Genomic DNA, 15,677 nt, shown 5'->3' with positions numbered 1-15,677 from the left:
GGTACAGTGAATGTTGCAGAAGCTTCCCATCTCTATAGATGGTGAGGCGAATGCACGCTGAAATAGAGGAACTCGACGCAATTGTGCCGAGGGATAATTGATAAACCAAGTGAGATTGCATAAAGGAGGAACAACTATGGCAGACTTACGTATTGACTTAGCAGGCATCAAATCGCCGAATCCATTTTGGCTTGCGTCGGCACCGCCAACGAATTCAGGCTATCAAGTACAACGTGCATTTGAAGCGGGGTGGGGTGGTGCTGTCTGGAAGACATTGGGGGATCCGATTTTAAATGTTTCTTCACGCTTTGCAGCTGTTAGCTTTAACGGACAAAGAGTAGCTGGCTTCAATAATATTGAACTGATTACGGATCGTCCGTTAGAGGTAAATTTACAAGAAATTTATGAAACGAAAAAAAGGTTTCCGCATCACGCAATTATCGCGTCCTTAATGGTAGAGCCAAAGCAAGAAAAATGGCATGAGATTGTTAAACGAGTAGAAGATGTGGGTGTTGATGGTCTTGAGCTTAACTTTGGCTGTCCACATGGGATGGCAGAACGAGGAATGGGGTCTGCCTCTGGTCAAGTACCTGAATTAGTAGAAAAGCAAACGTACTGGGTGAAAGAGGCAGCGAAAACGCCAGTAATTGTGAAATTAACACCGAACATTACCGATATTACGGTAACGGCAGAAGCGGCCACAAGAGGTGGAGCAGATGCTATTAGTATGATTAATACAATTAACAGCTTAGCCGGTGTCGACTTAGATACATGGAATACAGTGCCTCATGTAGCAGGAAAGGGTGCACATGGTGGCTATTGTGGTCCTGCCGTTAAACCAATTGCACTCAATATGGTAGCAGAATGTGCTCGGAATCCATTAATTAATGTTCCTATTTCAGGCATTGGTGGTATTTCCAATTGGCAAGATGCTGCAGAGTTTATATTAATGGGCGCTACGGGCGTGCAAGTTTGTACAGCGGCGATGCATCATGGCTTTAGTATTGTTGAGGATATGGTCGATGGACTCAATAACTATTTAGACGATAAAGGCATTGCTACTGTTATGGATTTAGTAGGTCGCTCAGTTTCCAGATTTTCTAATTGGGGTGACTTGGATTTAAATTATAAAATCGTGGCGGAAATTAATAATGATGTTTGCATTAACTGTAACAAGTGCCATATTGCATGTGAGGATACATCGCATCAATGTATCGACTTATATTCCGAAGATGGCCGCCCAATGCTGAAAGTGCGGGAGGAGGATTGTGTAGGCTGTAATTTATGCTCAATCGTTTGTCCTGTAGATGATGCCATCACAATGGTTGAACGTAAATCAACAGTTCCACCAATGACTTGGAATGAACGTCAATCTTTAATTAGCAGTCTATCTAAGTAAAAAGTCTAAAATCAATTGCGCCTTGGCTTAATTGCGTTGTAGGCTTAATCTTCATTCGTCGCACTACCTTCTAAGGAGGGAGTATTTGGTCGAAGGAAGATAAACTGAAATTCCATCTTCCTTCAGCAATTTTGTTGAAGGAAGGAATAACCTCATGTAAGTTGTCACGGAAATTTTTATAAAAAGGAGAGATTATATGGAACGTGATGGGAATTATTTAAAATCCCCAGATTTACTTCCAGTGACACATCAACAAAGAAATATTGGAACATTTGGTTTTGCAGTAATTTGGATAGGGATGGCAATTGTATTAGCGGCTTTTGCAATCGGTGGAACGGCCATCATAAGCTTACCATTGCCAATGGTAATTTTAGCAACGTTGATTGGCTCTTGTCTAATTGGTGTATTTATGACGTTAATTGGAGATATAGGCATTGAACATGGCTTATCATTCCCAGTATATATGCGTGCTCCGTTCGGTACATTTGGCACACATATTCCGTCACTTGTAAGGGGTGTAACAGCCGCCTGTTGGTTCGGTCTGAATACTTATTTTGGAGCATTAGCGATAAACGGCATTTTAAATTTACTATTTAGTTTTGATAATTGGTTTGTCTGTTTCATTGTCTTTGCAGCTCTTCAGTTATTTAATACATCACTAGGTATTAAATCTATTGAACGCTTTGCAGATTTAGCAGCACCAGTTATCATTTTAATTTCCTGTTGGATGTATTATACATTGGCAGATAATGCAGTAGCTCAAGGGAAAAATATTTGGACGTGGGTGGAAGCGCCAACAACAGGATTCTCAGCCTTCACGGCATTTATGGTAGTGATTATGGCGAATATGGGATTTTGGTCGACGCTAGCAGCCGATATGCCTTCACTGTCACGCTTCTTTAAAGCACCAAAAAATGAACGCAGCTGGTTCAAACGCAATAAAACACAGCTGGTCGGCTCATTAATCGTCATGCCGATTACAAATACTTTCATAGTGACAATTGGTGCTGTGTGCTATATGGCTGTTGCCTCTGCTGATCCGATCAATGCACTACAGCAAAGTGCAAGTGGCTTTATTTTAGGAATCTTATTGTTAATGATTGTATTAGCACAATGGTCGACTAACACCTCTGCAAATGTTATCCCGGCTGCAACAATTTTCTCGAATATTGGTGGGCCAAAAGTGCCGTTTTGGGTAGGGGTTGTTATTGCAGGAATCATTGGTATTCTAGCACAACCATGGAGTTTATTTAATGTGTTAGTCAATGCACTTTTAATTATCGGGGGAATTTTAACAGCGATCGTTGGTATTTTATTTGCCGATTATTATTTAATCCGTAAACGTCGTGTGCATGTAAAAGCACTTTATGACTTAGATGGTCAGTTTAAATATTTGAAGGGCTTTAACTTAGCTGGTTTAATCGCTTGGATTATCGGTGGTGCAGTGGCAAATATATTTTCCACTTATTCTTCATTAGTAGGGTTCTTTGTAGGGGCACTTGTATATTATGTATTAGCGAAGTATTGGTGGTTCAAAAAATACCCTCAAGTTGAGCTAGAGGATCCAAGTGATGCAAAATATTTAGGAATTACAGTCGGTCACAATTTGGATGAACTATTTGGACAGCAGCAAACGCCTGCTCCAACTGTCGTTCCAGAAGAGAATGATGTCGTTGAACAACCAGATCCGCTGCTAGAAATCAAAGGTCTGAATAAAAATTAACCACCCAAGATATTCACAAAAAAGGTGAGGTGATTGCATGTCAGAACATCAACAAAGCACAGAGGAAATAAAAAAAGTAGATCATTATTTAGATAGTGGCTATAAAATCAAATATGTTTATGAAAATCTAAGTGGAATGTTTGTAGAATTTGCCCGTCAAGAAGAGGTTATTCTGATGCAAATTCTAACAGCAGATGCCCGCAAATACTTCTCAGCAAAGCTCCAAGAACAGACGTTGTTACAATAACAAAATAAACTCTATTCCATTCACGCCTTTCATGATGGAATAGAGTTTTTTTACGTATGTTTTTACTCAAAGCTGGTGGTTTATGGCTATAACCAGTTGAAAGTATTTCTCACATGGTGGATAGAACCGTCAAAGTAATGGATAGAACAGCCAAGGCGACGGAAAGAGCCGCAGAAGTCGTAAACGTCAAAATCGTGGATAGAACAGCCGAAGTCGTGGATAGAACCGTCAAAGTGATGGATAGAACGGCCAAGGTGACGGAAAGAACGGCCGAAGCGACCGAAAGAAGAGCCAAGGTGACGGAAAGAACAGGCAAAACGGAAAGAACCGCCGAAGCGACGGATGGAAAAGCCAAAGTGACGGAAAGAACAGGCAAAGCGACGGATGGAAAAGCTGAAGCGACGGAAAGAACCGGCAAAGCGGAAAGAAGAGCTGAAGCGAAGGAAAGAACAGCCAAGGCGACGGAAAGACCAGCCGAAGCGACGGAAAGAACAGGCAAAGCAGAAAGAACCGCCAAAGCGACAGAAAGAACAGGCAAAGCGGAAAGAAGAGCTGAAGCGACGGAAAGAACCGCCAAAGCAACGGAAAGAAAAGCCGAAGCGACGGAAAGAAAAGCCGAAGCGACGGAAAGAACAGCCAAAGCGACGGAAAGAACAGGCAAAGCAGAAATAACAGCCAAGGCGACGGAAAGACCTGTAGAAGTCGTAACCATCAAAATCGTGGATAGAACAGCCAAAGTCGTGGATAGAACCGTCAAAGTGATGGATAGAACAGTCAAGGTGACGGAAAGAATAGCCGAAGCGAAGGAAAGAACAGCCAAGGCGACGGATGGAAAAACAGCAAAATCGCTGATAAACCTCCAACAATCGCGGATAAAAACAGCAAAATCGCTGATAAACTTCCGACAATCGCTGATAAAAAGCTTGTTAGCAGCGAAACTTTATAGTTTAGCGGCGTTCTTTGCTTGGTTGGCGGCGAAACTCAAAGTTTTAGCGGCGAATTCCAACATAAGCCGTAGGATTTAGGAAAACTAAAATCAGGGTTGAAAAACTTTGTATAGAATTTTACACAATATTAAGGGCTTGACTGATGGAAAGTCAAAACGACGGATGGAAAAGCCAAAGCGACAGATAGAACAGGCAAAATAGAAAGAAGAGCTGAAGCGACGGAAAGAACAGCCAAGGCGACGGAAAGACCAGCCGAAGCGACGGAAAGAACAGGCAAAGCAGAAAGAACCGCCAAAGCGACAGAAAGAACAGGCAAAGCGGAAAGAAGAGCTGAAGCGACGGAAAGAACCGCCAAAGCAACGGAAAGAAAAGCCGAAGCGACGGAAAGAAAAGCCGAAGCGACGGAAAGAACAGCCAAAGCGACGGAAAGAACAGGCAAAGCAGAAATAACAGCCAAGGCGACGGAAAGACCTGTAGAAGTCGTAACCATCAAAATCGTGGATAGAACAGCCAAAGTCGTGGATAGAACCGTCAAAGTGATGGATAGAACAGTCAAGGTGACGGAAAGAATAGCCGAAGCGAAGGAAAGAACAGCCAAGGCGACGGATGGAAAAACAGCAAAATCGCTGATTAACCTCCAACAATCGCTGATAAAAACAGCAAAATTGCTGATAAACCTCCAACAATCGCTGATAAAAACAGCAAAATTGCTGATAAACCTCCAACAATCGCTGATAAAAACAGCAAAATCGCTGATAAACTTCCGACAATTGCTGATAAAAAGCTTGTTAGCAGCGAAACTTTATAGTTTAGCGGCGTTCTTTGCTTGGTTGGCGGCGAAACTCAAAGTTTTAGCGGCGAATTCCAACATAAGCCGTAAGATTTAGGAAAACTAAAATCAGGGTTGAAAAACTTTGTATAGAATTTTACACAATATTAAGGGCTTGACTGATGGAAAGTCAAAACGACGGATGGAAAAGCCAAAGCGACAGATAGAACAGGCAAAATAGAAAGAAGAGCTGAAGCGACGGAAAGAACCGTCAAGGCGACGGATAGAATTCCAAAAGTCATGGCAAGAACTGCTGAAGCGACGGAAAGACCCGCAGAAGTCATCCGAAAGAACCGTCAAGGCGATAGATAGAACACCAAAATGCTTAAAATCCTTGCTTTATTATTGCTATAATCGTGTTTTTCCTAAAAATACAATTGTGTTTTTTCATAGAATTGATTATTATTATAAGATAATTCATCGTAGAAAGAACTTTAGAAAGAGGCGTAATTTGTGGCAAATAAAGAGTTAAATAGGGGATTAGATGCACGTCATATCCAAATGATTGCTCTTGGAGGTACTATTGGCGTGGGCTTGTTTATGGGGTCTGCTAGTGCCATTCAGTGGACAGGGCCTTCCGTGCTCCTTGCATATGCAATAGCAGGTATTTTTATCTTTTTCATTATGCGAGCAATGGGAGAAATGCTTTATATGGAGCCGAGTACTGGTTCCTTTGCAACGTTTGGCTATAAATATATACACCCATTAGCCGGTTATGTAACGGCGTGGAGTAACTGGTTTCAGTGGGTTATTGTTGGGATGTCAGAGATTATAGCAGTAGGAACGTATATGCAATATTGGTATCCTGATTTGCCAGCATGGATTCCAGGGTTAATTGCAATGGTGATTTTAGGTGTAGCCAACTTTATTTCTGTTAAAACATTTGGAGAATTTGAGTTTTGGTTTGCCATGATTAAAATTGTGACGATTGTTTTAATGATTGTTGCAGGCTTTGGTCTTATTTTCTTTGGGATCGGGAACGAAGGTGTGGCACTTGGATTATCGAACCTTTGGAATCACGGAGGCTTCTTTACAGGTGGCTGGACAGGCTTCTTCTTTGCGTTATCATTAGTAGTTGCAGCCTATCAGGGCGTTGAGCTCATTGGGATTACAGCAGGAGAAGCGAAAAATCCTAAAAAAACGATTACGAATGCAATTCAAAGTATTATTTGGCGTATTTTAATATTTTATATCGGTGCAATCTTTGTCATTGTAACAGTTTATCCGTGGGATGAATTAGGTACGATTGGTAGCCCGTTTGTTGCAACTTTTGCAAAGGTTGGAATTACTGCTGCGGCAGGAATTATTAATTTTGTTGTCATTACAGCGGCAATGTCAGGCTGTAATAGTGGCATTTATAGTGCAGGACGTATGTTGTATACGCTTGCTATGAATGGACAGGCACCTAAATTTTTTGCGAAGCTTTCTAGTAATGGTGTTCCTATTTTCGGCACAGTAGGCGTGCTAGTTGGTTTGGCCGTCGGTGTTATTCTGAGCTATATAGCACCAAAGAATTTATTTGTATATGTATACAGTGCAAGTGTATTACCGGGGATGATTCCTTGGTTTGTTATTTTAATAAGTCAAATACGATTTAGAAAAATAAAAGGTGAACAACTGTCAAAGCACCCATTCAAAATGCCAATTGCACCATTTACAAACTATATAACGATTGCGTTTTTAGTAATGGTGCTAATCGGTATGTGGTTTAATGAGGATACTAGAGTATCTCTTATCGTGGGAATTATTTTTTTAGCTCTTGTTATTATTAGCTATTATGTTTTTAGAATTGGCAAAGAACGTCCAGTTAAAAAATGAAATATTAAAAGGGTGTATTTCTACTAAGAGATACACCCTTTTTGCTTTTGTTTCGCAAAGAAAAATCCCACTCCAACCACTTAGCATGTATGATCTACTGCAAAAGGGACAATCCGTTAATAAATAATTGGATTGTCCCTTTTAATTATTGTTCTTTACGCATAATGAAGCTTAAATGTCTGCCAGTCTGTTTATCTTGACGGTAGGAAAAACCATCTGGGCTAAGGAATGTGCATGTTGTATCAATCAAAATCTGCTCAGCTGGAATACCTGCAAGCTCACATTGTTTTTTGACAGTTTGCTGATTATCAATATGATATTTATTTGTTTCTGCATTGTAATACATAAAGTCCTCGGCATAGCCTAGGTTGTGGAATTTTTCATAAACATCTGCATCCACCTCAAATTTCTGCTGACTAAGTGCCATACCGATTTGGACGTGAAAATGTTGTGGATGACATTGCTCATGCTCTATCAAATGTTGGAAAAGCTTTGATGTGACTTCCTTGACGGTGCCCTGCCAGCCTGAATGCACTACGCCAATAAGGCCATTAACTTTATTATAAAAAATAACAGGTACGCAATCTGCTGTAAAACTACATAAAAGTAAATTCGGCTCTAATGTATAAAGTGCATCGGTATTACTAATGGCAGTGTCCATTTGCTCAGCGCCTCGTCCTTTATCAGAAATCGTGACTTTATGGAAATTAGCACTATGTGTTTGTTGCGTGCAAATAAAATTATTTAAGTCACAATTTAAAGTAGCTGCTAATTGTTTTCGATTTTTTAGCACATCTGCTTCATTCACACATGTATGGAGCGCCATATTGTTATGTTCCGGCTCGATGTCATCCTTTAAGGTAGTGCCTGCAATAAATTGGTCGTTATCATAATAAATTTTAGTTTTCATATTATCACCTCGTCTTACTATATATGATTGGTTAATGAATGTATAGGCACTTACTCTTTAGATTATTTGAGCCATAAGTATTTTCTACAATTCCTATGACATAAACAATAGATTTCTTCACATATAGTATCGAAGAATGATAATTAGAGGGAAGGAGTTTGTAGATATGACGCAAGAAAAATTCATATTGATCAGCCAATTTGGCATGTGGCTATTTTGGATTATTACATATATATTAATCATCAAACAAGGAATAAAGGATAAGAGATATGGCATGCCTATGGCTGCAATTTGTGCCAATATTTCATGGGAATTTATTTTTTCATTTATGTTTCCGCTAAATGATTTGATGAGGATCCTTACTTTCCTATGGTTTCTTTTGGATATCTTCATTCTGATGCAATTTTTACTTTATGGTTATAAGGAGTATAAAAAAGTTATTCCGAGAAAGGTATTTTATTCATCTTTTTTCATAACACTCGTAGTAAGCTTTTTCACGATTTTAGCGCTGATGCATGAATTCAAAGATACAGCAGGCATATATGCAGCATTTTTCCAAAATCTGATGATGTCAGGGCTTTTTATCGCCTTATTCATTCAGAGAGGGAACTTAAGTGGACAATCGATGGGTATAGCCGTTTGTAAAATGATCGGTACTGTGTTTGCGGCAGTTTGCTTTTATTTGTATTTTAGAACGCCTTTGATTACTATTATTTCGCTTGCAATCTTTATTTATGATTGGATTTATATAGTATTGATCTTTAGGTTTAAAGTGAAATATGCTAAATGAAAAAATGATTCCCTTTTATAAACAAATAAAAATGATGAAATGAAACACACTATCAGCAATTCACGAATAAGATGTCTCTGTAGTATATCGATAGGGTAGGTGTTTTATTTGAAAAAGAAGTGGATAACCACAATATCCATTATTTGTACAGTTGGGCTAATTGGCTGTCAGGGGAAAAATGTAGATGAGAAAAAGCAAGAACAACAAATTCAAGCGTCAGAGCAAAAAGCGGATGATGTAAAAAAGCCTGTTACCTTACAACAAGCAGAGCCCATCGTGGTTGAAATCGAAGAACCTTCAACAAAAGGTATCATCCAAACAATTGCACCGAAGGAAATGGACTACGAACGAGATCGACAATCGTATACAGAACAAATTAAGCAATTAGCAAAAGATTTGGCGCGAGGAAATGAAAAAACAACCGGCTATGATAAGCGGATGATACTCGATAAGCTAGATGATCAAGGAAAAGTAATTAAAGGTAGTCCTTTAATTGTTTTAAAAGAAAGTGACTTAGTAGAGAGAATATTAGAAGCATCAGCAACTGGTGGTAAAGTGGAGTTGCCCCTATCTGTTACAGAAAGCGGCTATAATTTTGAAGACATTCCGTATTTAGAAGACGTAGCTGTTGGATCCTATACAACTTATTTCAATACTCATGATGTAGGAAGAAATAAAAATATTGAACTTTCTGCGAAGGCCATTAATAATGTTATCGTTGGAAGTGGTGATTATTTCTCCTTTAATACAGTTGTTGGACCTAGGGATGAAGTTAATGGTTATCAGCCTGCACCAGAGATCATCAACAAAAAGGTTGTGATGGGCATTGGGGGAGGCATCTGTCAAACGTCCTCAACCTTATTTAACGCGGTTGATCAAATACCGGTGAAATTTGTAGAACGTCACCACCATTCATTGGATGTCGGGTATGTTCCAAAAGGAAGAGATGCTACAGTTTCCTATGGTGGTTTAGATTTTAGATTTCAAAATACAACTAACGTACCATTTTTAATTAAAGCTAGCTATAGTAAAAATTCTCTTACAATTGAGATCAGAACAGCAAAAAAATATGTAGCCAACTTGAAAAAGCCATAGTTTTTTTCATAGACACTTACAATGTGTCTTTTTTTTTGTTAGAACTGCAGAAAAGAAATATCGCTGACACTTTTCATACATAAGTATTTAGTGTTGTCGCTTCGCTTTCGTATTATCCATTAAATTAGAGTGAAGATTGGGCGACTCCTTGTGGATTAGAGATAGAGGAACGAAGGCTACGACCATTACGTCCTATGATAACGCTTTGTGACCAACTTCGGTGCCGCTGCCGCTTCGCTTTCGCGCAAAAAACAGAGACCTTGGAGCGAGCATTGCCAGGAAAGCGGCTTCTTGGACGTCCTTAGTAAAGTGCCCAGTCCGCACGGTAATTACCCCCTCACTTTGCCGAAAGGCCATACTTTTTTTCAACTACAATAGGATCATAGCCATTTTTTAATCGCTATGATCCTATTCGTTTAGATGATATTTAAAATCTCTTGTGGTGTAGTTACTTTGTACTCGGGATCTTCTTGGCATACAACTTCAATAGCGTCATATCCCCAACCAACCCAAATAATTGGCACGCCCACTTTTTTGCAGGCTACAATATCTCTTTGCTCATCACCGATGTATAAAACTTCAGAAGGGGTAATGCCTGAGTCCTTTAAAAATTTTTTTATTACTTTATCTTTTCCGAAAATACGGTTCGAACATAGAACATTTGATACACAATGAATGCCGTTCATTTTTAGAAATTCTAAAATATTCTCTTGTGAATTAGAGGAAATAATAAGGATTTTATAGCCTCTTTTATCAATTTCCAAAAGGACATCTTTAATGCCATCATAAAGATGAACATCATTTAATGACTGACGATACAAGCGATAAAACTGTGGTAAAATCATGGGCAATTTATACATTGGGAAGTCGAATAATTTACTGCGCTCCGCTATAGATAATTTTTTTAATGATTCGATTTCCTTTAACTCTATTCCTTTAAATTTATATTTTTGTGCAATCGTATTCCAAGCTGATGTAAACACTGCTGTAGAATCTGCCAGTGTTCCATCAAAATCAAAGATAATATATTTCATTACAAATTGTCTCCTTTATAATCTAGTTGTAAAGACGTTTTTTTCTTGAAAATGTTACTGCCTATTCAAAAAATAATGACATGATTATACAGGATATGAAACAGCGTATTGTAAATTACCCTTGATGAATAATTTTTTTACTAAAGGGTAAATGTTTTTTTGATGAAAGGGAGTAAGGTATCTTCATTGGTAAATATTGTACCGAAAAATGCGTTGAAATCAATAACGAAATCATCTTTATTATGTAGTTGAATGGACAAAAATGTACCTGTCATCCGATGGTATTGAGCAGGGTGACAGGTACAACTATTATGAAGCATCTTGTGTTGTATCTCGTTTTTTACCGAGGAAGTTATAGGAATTGAGTGCGATGCCAATGCTTGCGCAAAATATCATAATAAGTTCAGTGTACGTAAGAGAAGAAATGTCACGTGTACGGATGGGACGCCTTGGGAACCAGAAGAAGTAGTAGAAGCGGGCCTATTGTTAGCTTCAGATAAAGCAAGCTTCATGGCTGGTACTGTTATCTCTGTTGATGGTAGATTAACTGTCTTTTTAAACAGTACAAATTTACGAAAGCGAAATTAGGTAGAGAAAAAAATTTTTATTAAGAATTATCTGGATAATAAAATAAAATAGTGTTATCGTTAGAAGTAGCTAAATAAAAATATCCTTCAGGGTAGGGTGAAATTCCCAATCGGCGGTGATGAAGAAATTCAAAGTCCGTGAGCGCAAGCTGATTTGGTGCAAATCCAAAACCGACAGTTATAGTCTGGATGGGAGAAGGGTAAAAGTATGAGCTTTTTAAATTCGCTTGAGTTTATAAGGTTTCTTTGAGTATGCTTTTATGTTAACTACTTCCCATTTTATAGCCGGGAAGTAGTTTTTGTTTTATTTAGCTAAAAAATTGAATAGCAGTAGTTCTTCGGGGTAGGGTGAAATTCCCAATCGGCGGTGATGAAGAAATTCAAAGTCCGTGAGCGCAAGCTGATTTGGTGCGAATCCAAAACCGACAGTGACAGTCTGGATGGGAGAAGAACGATGAGATAACAGCCTGTGGAAAAAATATTATATCCATGAGGTTTATTTGTTGACGTCTTATGTAGATAAACTCCCAAACCCCTTTCATTTAAGGGGTTTTTTGTTTGAACGGAAATTTATTAATTGATTGAAAGCGGGTGAAAAAGTGTTTACAGGAATTGTTGAGGATATTGGTACCGTAAAAACCATGCAAAGAGATCGGCAAAGTATGAAAATTACCGTGATTTCAAAGCAAATGGTAGAGGATGTAAAGCTCGGAGACAGTATAGCGGTCAATGGTGTTTGTTTAACAGTGATACATTTTAATGAACAAGAGCTAACGATGGATGTAATGCCTGAAACAGTGAGCGCAACAAATTTACAACAGCTCGCAGTTGGAGATCCGGTAAATTTAGAGCGCGCTATGTCAGCTAATGGACGTTTCGGTGGTCATTTTGTATCCGGACATGTAGACGGGATAGGGAAAATAGTGCGCAAGCGACCATTAGCAAATGCAGTCTATATTGATATTGAATTATCGAAGGAGTTAACGAGCTACTGTATACCAAAGGGCTCCGTCACAATTGACGGAACGAGTTTAACCCTCTTCCATGTCGAGAAAAACGGTATCACAGTATCACTGATACCTCACACATACAAGGAAACTATTTTAGGTATGAAAAAAATTGGTGATCTCGTCAATGTTGAAACCGATTTAGTTGGAAAATACATTTTGCATCAACTTAAGCGTGGACAGGAAGCACCAACCATTTCAAGAGACTTCTTAGCAAAAAACGGGTTTTAACTTCTATTAGAATCCAAATATCTGCTAAAAGAAGTTAAAGATTTTAGACGCAATTATGCCGAGGCATAATGGATCTAATACATTTTACGAGCTGGAGGTGGCGATATTGCTACATTCAATTGAAGAAGCATTAGAGGATTTAAAACAAGGGAAGATGATTATTGTAGTAGATGACGAGGACCGAGAAAACGAAGGGGACTTACTCGCACTTGCGGAATTTATGACCCCAGAAACGATTAACTTTATGGCGACCTATGGAAGAGGTCTTATTTGTACGCCGATTTCACAGGAGCTTGCACAAAAATTAGCATTAAAGCCTATGGTTAGTATTAATACAGATAATCATCAAACGGCATTTACCGTTAGTATAGATCATGTAGAAACAACGACTGGAATTAGTGCCTTTGAACGGGCAATGACTATACAAAAAATGCTAGAACCACAAGCGAAACCTGCGGATTTTCGTAGACCCGGTCATGTATTCCCGTTAATTGCAAAGGAAAATGGTGTATTAGAGCGTAGAGGACATACAGAAGCTACAATTGATTTGGCCAAGCTGTGTCATAGTATTCCTGCGGGCATTATTTGTGAAATTATGGGGGACAATGGCAAAATGCTACGCTTTAATGACCTTGTTAAATACGCAGCGCTACATCATTTAAAAATGATTTCCATAGAAGCATTGGCCACTTATCGTCGTCAACAAATAATGGAAGAGAATAAAATGTCTATATAAAAGGAGAAAAGAACAATGGTTAAAACATTTGAAGCACAATTGATTGGTACGGATTTAAAAATAGCAGTAGTAGTTGGTCGTTTCAACGAATTTATTACAAGCAAATTATTAGACGGTGCATTAGATGGTTTAAAGCGTCATGGTGTGGATGAGAATTCTATCGATGTCGCATGGGTTCCTGGTGCATTTGAAGTTCCGTTCATTGCAAAACAGTTAGCCGAAACAAAGAAATATGATGCAATAATTGGATTAGGTACTGTAATCCGTGGCTCAACAACACATTATGATTATGTATGTAATGAATCAGCAAAAGGAATTGCTAATGTATCACTAACTACAAATGTACCTGTTATTTTTGGCATTGTTACTACAGAAAGTATTGAACAAGCGATTGAGCGTGCAGGGACTAAATCAGGAAATAAAGGCTATGATGCAGCAATGTCTGCTATTGAAATGGCGAATTTAAAGAAGATAATTGGATAAGTTTTTCTAATAATAGTATGAAAAATTCGTAGGTGAATTATTCTGAAAAAGCATTATGAACATTAAAGTTTTCTTGCATATTTTTTTAGACCGTGGGGAAAATAGCCGTAAGTGTATTTGTGTTATTACTCATAAATGTACTAATTAGGAGCTGGCTCAGTAGGAGATGAGGGATATTTCTTCAATGCAACAAGAATTAAATATCAAATCTTTGAAGTCACTATTTCAACGCTCTGCTGATGTAATATTCCAAGAATATTTATTTCAGCAACATAAAGTACATTTGATAAAATGTGAAGGAATGATGGATGAGCGGTTACTGCAGACTGTGATTGTACAACGAGTACAATCATTATTTACTGGAAAATCGGAGGAATTGTTAGAGGAACATATACAAAATAATTTACACATTCCCCATCTTCAGAGAATAACAAGTAAAGATGATGCGATGACTAGAGTCTATAAAGGGCATGTTTTATTATATTTTGAAAATCAGAATTTGTTGTATTCGAGTTATATCGCAAAAAAACCAAATAGAGAACCTAAAGAAACAACTCTTGAATTAGTTGTCAGAGGTCCAAGAGATGATTTTATTGAGGATGTTTTTATTAATATCGCTTTAGTACGAAAACGATTACCTACCAATTCATTAAGTGTTGAAACATATGAACTTGGTAAACGCTCCAAAACAACCGTAGCTGTACTTTATTTTGAAGATGTCGTTAATCAAAAGATGCTTGAGAAATTAAAATTACAGCTGCAGCAAGTTGATACAGATATTGTTTTTAGTGGGGATTTATTGATGGAAAGAATTGAAAAGAGTACTAAAATTATACCGAGACATGATTATACTGGACGTCCTGATTATGCTGTACAAGCTTTAAGTAGAGGGCGCATTATCATCATAGTTGATGGTGTATCATATGCCATTATTACACCTACAAATTCAATGTTACTCTTTAAATCCGGTGAGGATAATGAGTATCCGATTATTATAAGTTCTATGGAGCGTATACTACGAATAGTAGCTATTTTAATAAGTGTACTTTTACCAGGTTTTTGGATTGCACTTACAACCTACCATCAAGAGCAATTGCCATTCATTCTATTAGCAACAGTTGTTGAGTCAAGAACGGGTCTCCCATTTCCAACAATTCTTGAAACATTAATGATGCTTTTTATGTTTGAATTATTTCGAGAAGCAAATATACATTTACCCAATGTTATTAGTGGTTCCATAAGTGTTGTTGGGGGGTTAATTATTGGAGATGCAGCTATTAAATCGGGTGTAACGAGTCCTTCCATGATTGTAGTTATCGCTACTTCCAGTATTGCAGCCTATACACTTATCAATCAGTCTATCGTAACAGCAATGAGCATTCTCAGGATTATCATCATTTTAGCATCTGCCTTTTTTGGGTTATTTGGATTCTTCATTTCGGTGTTCTTCATACTTCTTTATACTGCGAATATACGAGTATTAGGTGTTCCATTCTTAAATATGGGCGCAGATTTAAATTGGCAGGAGATAAAAGGATCTTTATTTCGCTTATCTCCAGCAGGTTATCGTACGCGACCTAAATTTTTAAATGTACAGGATAAGACAAAGACATCGAGTAGGAAAAAATAAATATTTATAATGTAGAGATCGGGCTTTTATAGGCCTGATCTTTTTATATCTTATTTCACTTGACCTTTTTTATTAACTTGAAGCTTTACGATGAATTTAAAAAGTCAATTACATTAGGGTAAGAAAAGTAATGAGATCTAAGGTAAAGCACTACTGTCAACCTGTCATCCACTACAAAATAAATCTCTGAACTTTATAAATATCCAAATGG

General features: G+C 38.0%; 14 protein-coding genes, 1 pseudogene and 2 riboswitches. Of the genes and pseudogenes, 12 read left to right on the top strand and 3 right to left on the bottom strand.

Annotation, left to right across the window (positions count from 1 at the left end; translation table 11 throughout):
* Positions 1-136: 136 nt before the first annotated feature.
* The 4 genes from preA (at position 137) to ACIQ7N_RS01055 (ending at position 4,394) form a co-directional block, all read left to right on the top strand.
* Entirely contained in the window at positions 137-1,399 is a 1,263-nt protein-coding gene (gene preA, locus ACIQ7N_RS01070) for an NAD-dependent dihydropyrimidine dehydrogenase subunit PreA (protein ID WP_402929664.1), read from the top strand.
* Between the two features lie 196 nt (positions 1,400-1,595).
* Positions 1,596-3,122, top strand: coding sequence for an NCS1 family transporter (locus tag ACIQ7N_RS01065; RefSeq protein WP_402929662.1), 1,527 nt, complete (start codon positions 1,596-1,598; stop codon positions 3,120-3,122).
* Between the two features lie 37 nt (positions 3,123-3,159).
* Positions 3,160-3,369 carry a hypothetical protein gene (locus tag ACIQ7N_RS01060; RefSeq protein WP_402929661.1) on the top strand — a complete coding sequence of 70 codons (210 nt, stop codon included), beginning with the start codon at positions 3,160-3,162 and terminating at the stop codon, positions 3,367-3,369.
* Between the two features lie 137 nt (positions 3,370-3,506).
* Entirely contained in the window at positions 3,507-4,394 is an 888-nt protein-coding gene (locus ACIQ7N_RS01055) for a hypothetical protein (protein ID WP_402929660.1), read from the top strand.
* A gap of 49 nt (positions 4,395-4,443) precedes the next feature.
* Here the strand turns inward: ACIQ7N_RS01055 and ACIQ7N_RS01050 are convergent, their stop codons facing one another.
* Positions 4,444-4,809 carry a hypothetical protein gene (locus ACIQ7N_RS01050; protein ID WP_402929658.1) on the bottom strand — a complete coding sequence of 122 codons (366 nt, stop codon included), beginning with the start codon at positions 4,807-4,809 and terminating at the stop codon, positions 4,444-4,446.
* 25 nt (positions 4,810-4,834) lie between these two features.
* Between ACIQ7N_RS01050 and ACIQ7N_RS01045 the strand changes: the two genes are divergently transcribed.
* Positions 4,835-5,203 (top strand): hypothetical protein, encoded by a 369-nt coding sequence (locus tag ACIQ7N_RS01045; protein WP_402929656.1) that lies wholly within the window; start codon positions 4,835-4,837, stop codon positions 5,201-5,203.
* A 395-nt stretch (positions 5,204-5,598) separates the two neighbouring features.
* The gene (locus ACIQ7N_RS01040) at positions 5,599-6,963 is read left to right on the top strand and encodes an amino acid permease (protein WP_402929654.1); all 1,365 of its coding nucleotides are present in this window, start codon (positions 5,599-5,601) and stop codon (positions 6,961-6,963) included.
* Between the two features lie 145 nt (positions 6,964-7,108).
* Here ACIQ7N_RS01040 and pgeF read toward each other — a convergent pair whose 3' ends face one another.
* A complete protein-coding gene (gene pgeF / locus ACIQ7N_RS01035; RefSeq protein ID WP_402929652.1) occupies positions 7,109-7,873 on the bottom strand; it encodes a peptidoglycan editing factor PgeF in 765 nt (254 codons plus the stop codon).
* Positions 7,874-8,039: 166 nt separating this feature from the next.
* Here pgeF and ACIQ7N_RS01030 point away from each other — a divergent pair, with 166 nt between their 5' ends.
* The gene (locus ACIQ7N_RS01030; protein WP_248718487.1) at positions 8,040-8,663 is read left to right on the top strand and encodes a transmembrane-type terpene cyclase; all 624 of its coding nucleotides are present in this window, start codon (positions 8,040-8,042) and stop codon (positions 8,661-8,663) included.
* Positions 8,664-8,771: 108 nt separating this feature from the next.
* Positions 8,772-9,758 carry a VanW family protein gene (locus ACIQ7N_RS01025; protein ID WP_402929650.1) on the top strand — a complete coding sequence of 329 codons (987 nt, stop codon included), beginning with the start codon at positions 8,772-8,774 and terminating at the stop codon, positions 9,756-9,758.
* Between the two features lie 416 nt (positions 9,759-10,174).
* On the opposite strand, the gene ACIQ7N_RS01020 is transcribed toward ACIQ7N_RS01025, so the two are convergent.
* Positions 10,175-10,792, bottom strand: a complete 618-nt coding sequence (locus ACIQ7N_RS01020; protein WP_402929649.1) for an HAD hydrolase-like protein — start codon at positions 10,790-10,792, stop codon at positions 10,175-10,177.
* 666 nt (positions 10,793-11,458) lie between these two features.
* Positions 11,459-11,584, top strand: a riboswitch (FMN riboswitch).
* Positions 11,585-11,709: 125 nt separating this feature from the next.
* Positions 11,710-11,835: riboswitch (FMN riboswitch) on the top strand.
* Between the two features lie 143 nt (positions 11,836-11,978).
* On the opposite strand from ACIQ7N_RS01020, the gene ribE reads away from it, so the two are divergent.
* The 4 genes and pseudogenes from ribE to ACIQ7N_RS01000 all read left to right on the top strand — a co-directional run bounded on the left by ribE (position 11,979) and on the right by ACIQ7N_RS01000 (position 15,466).
* On the top strand, positions 11,979-12,617 hold the full coding sequence (ribE, locus tag ACIQ7N_RS01015) for a riboflavin synthase (protein ID WP_402929647.1): 639 nt from the start codon (positions 11,979-11,981) through the stop codon (positions 12,615-12,617).
* A 106-nt stretch (positions 12,618-12,723) separates the two neighbouring features.
* Positions 12,724-13,317 (top strand): annotated as a pseudogene (gene ribB / locus ACIQ7N_RS01010) (3,4-dihydroxy-2-butanone-4-phosphate synthase); the annotation flags it as partial.
* Positions 13,318-13,368: 51 nt separating this feature from the next.
* Complete coding sequence (gene ribH / locus ACIQ7N_RS01005; protein ID WP_402929645.1) at positions 13,369-13,836, top strand: 6,7-dimethyl-8-ribityllumazine synthase; 468 nt, start codon at positions 13,369-13,371, stop codon at positions 13,834-13,836.
* A gap of 184 nt (positions 13,837-14,020) precedes the next feature.
* Positions 14,021-15,466: a spore germination protein gene (locus tag ACIQ7N_RS01000; RefSeq protein ID WP_402929643.1), complete on the top strand. Its 1,446-nt coding sequence runs from the start codon at positions 14,021-14,023 to the stop codon at positions 15,464-15,466.
* Positions 15,467-15,677: the final 211 nt, after the last annotated feature.

It is taken from the genome of Lysinibacillus sp. NPDC095746 (genome assembly GCF_044763535.1).
Lineage (GTDB): Bacteria > Bacillota > Bacilli > Bacillales_A > Planococcaceae > Lysinibacillus.
This window is presented reverse-complemented; position numbering and strand designations above follow the sequence as displayed.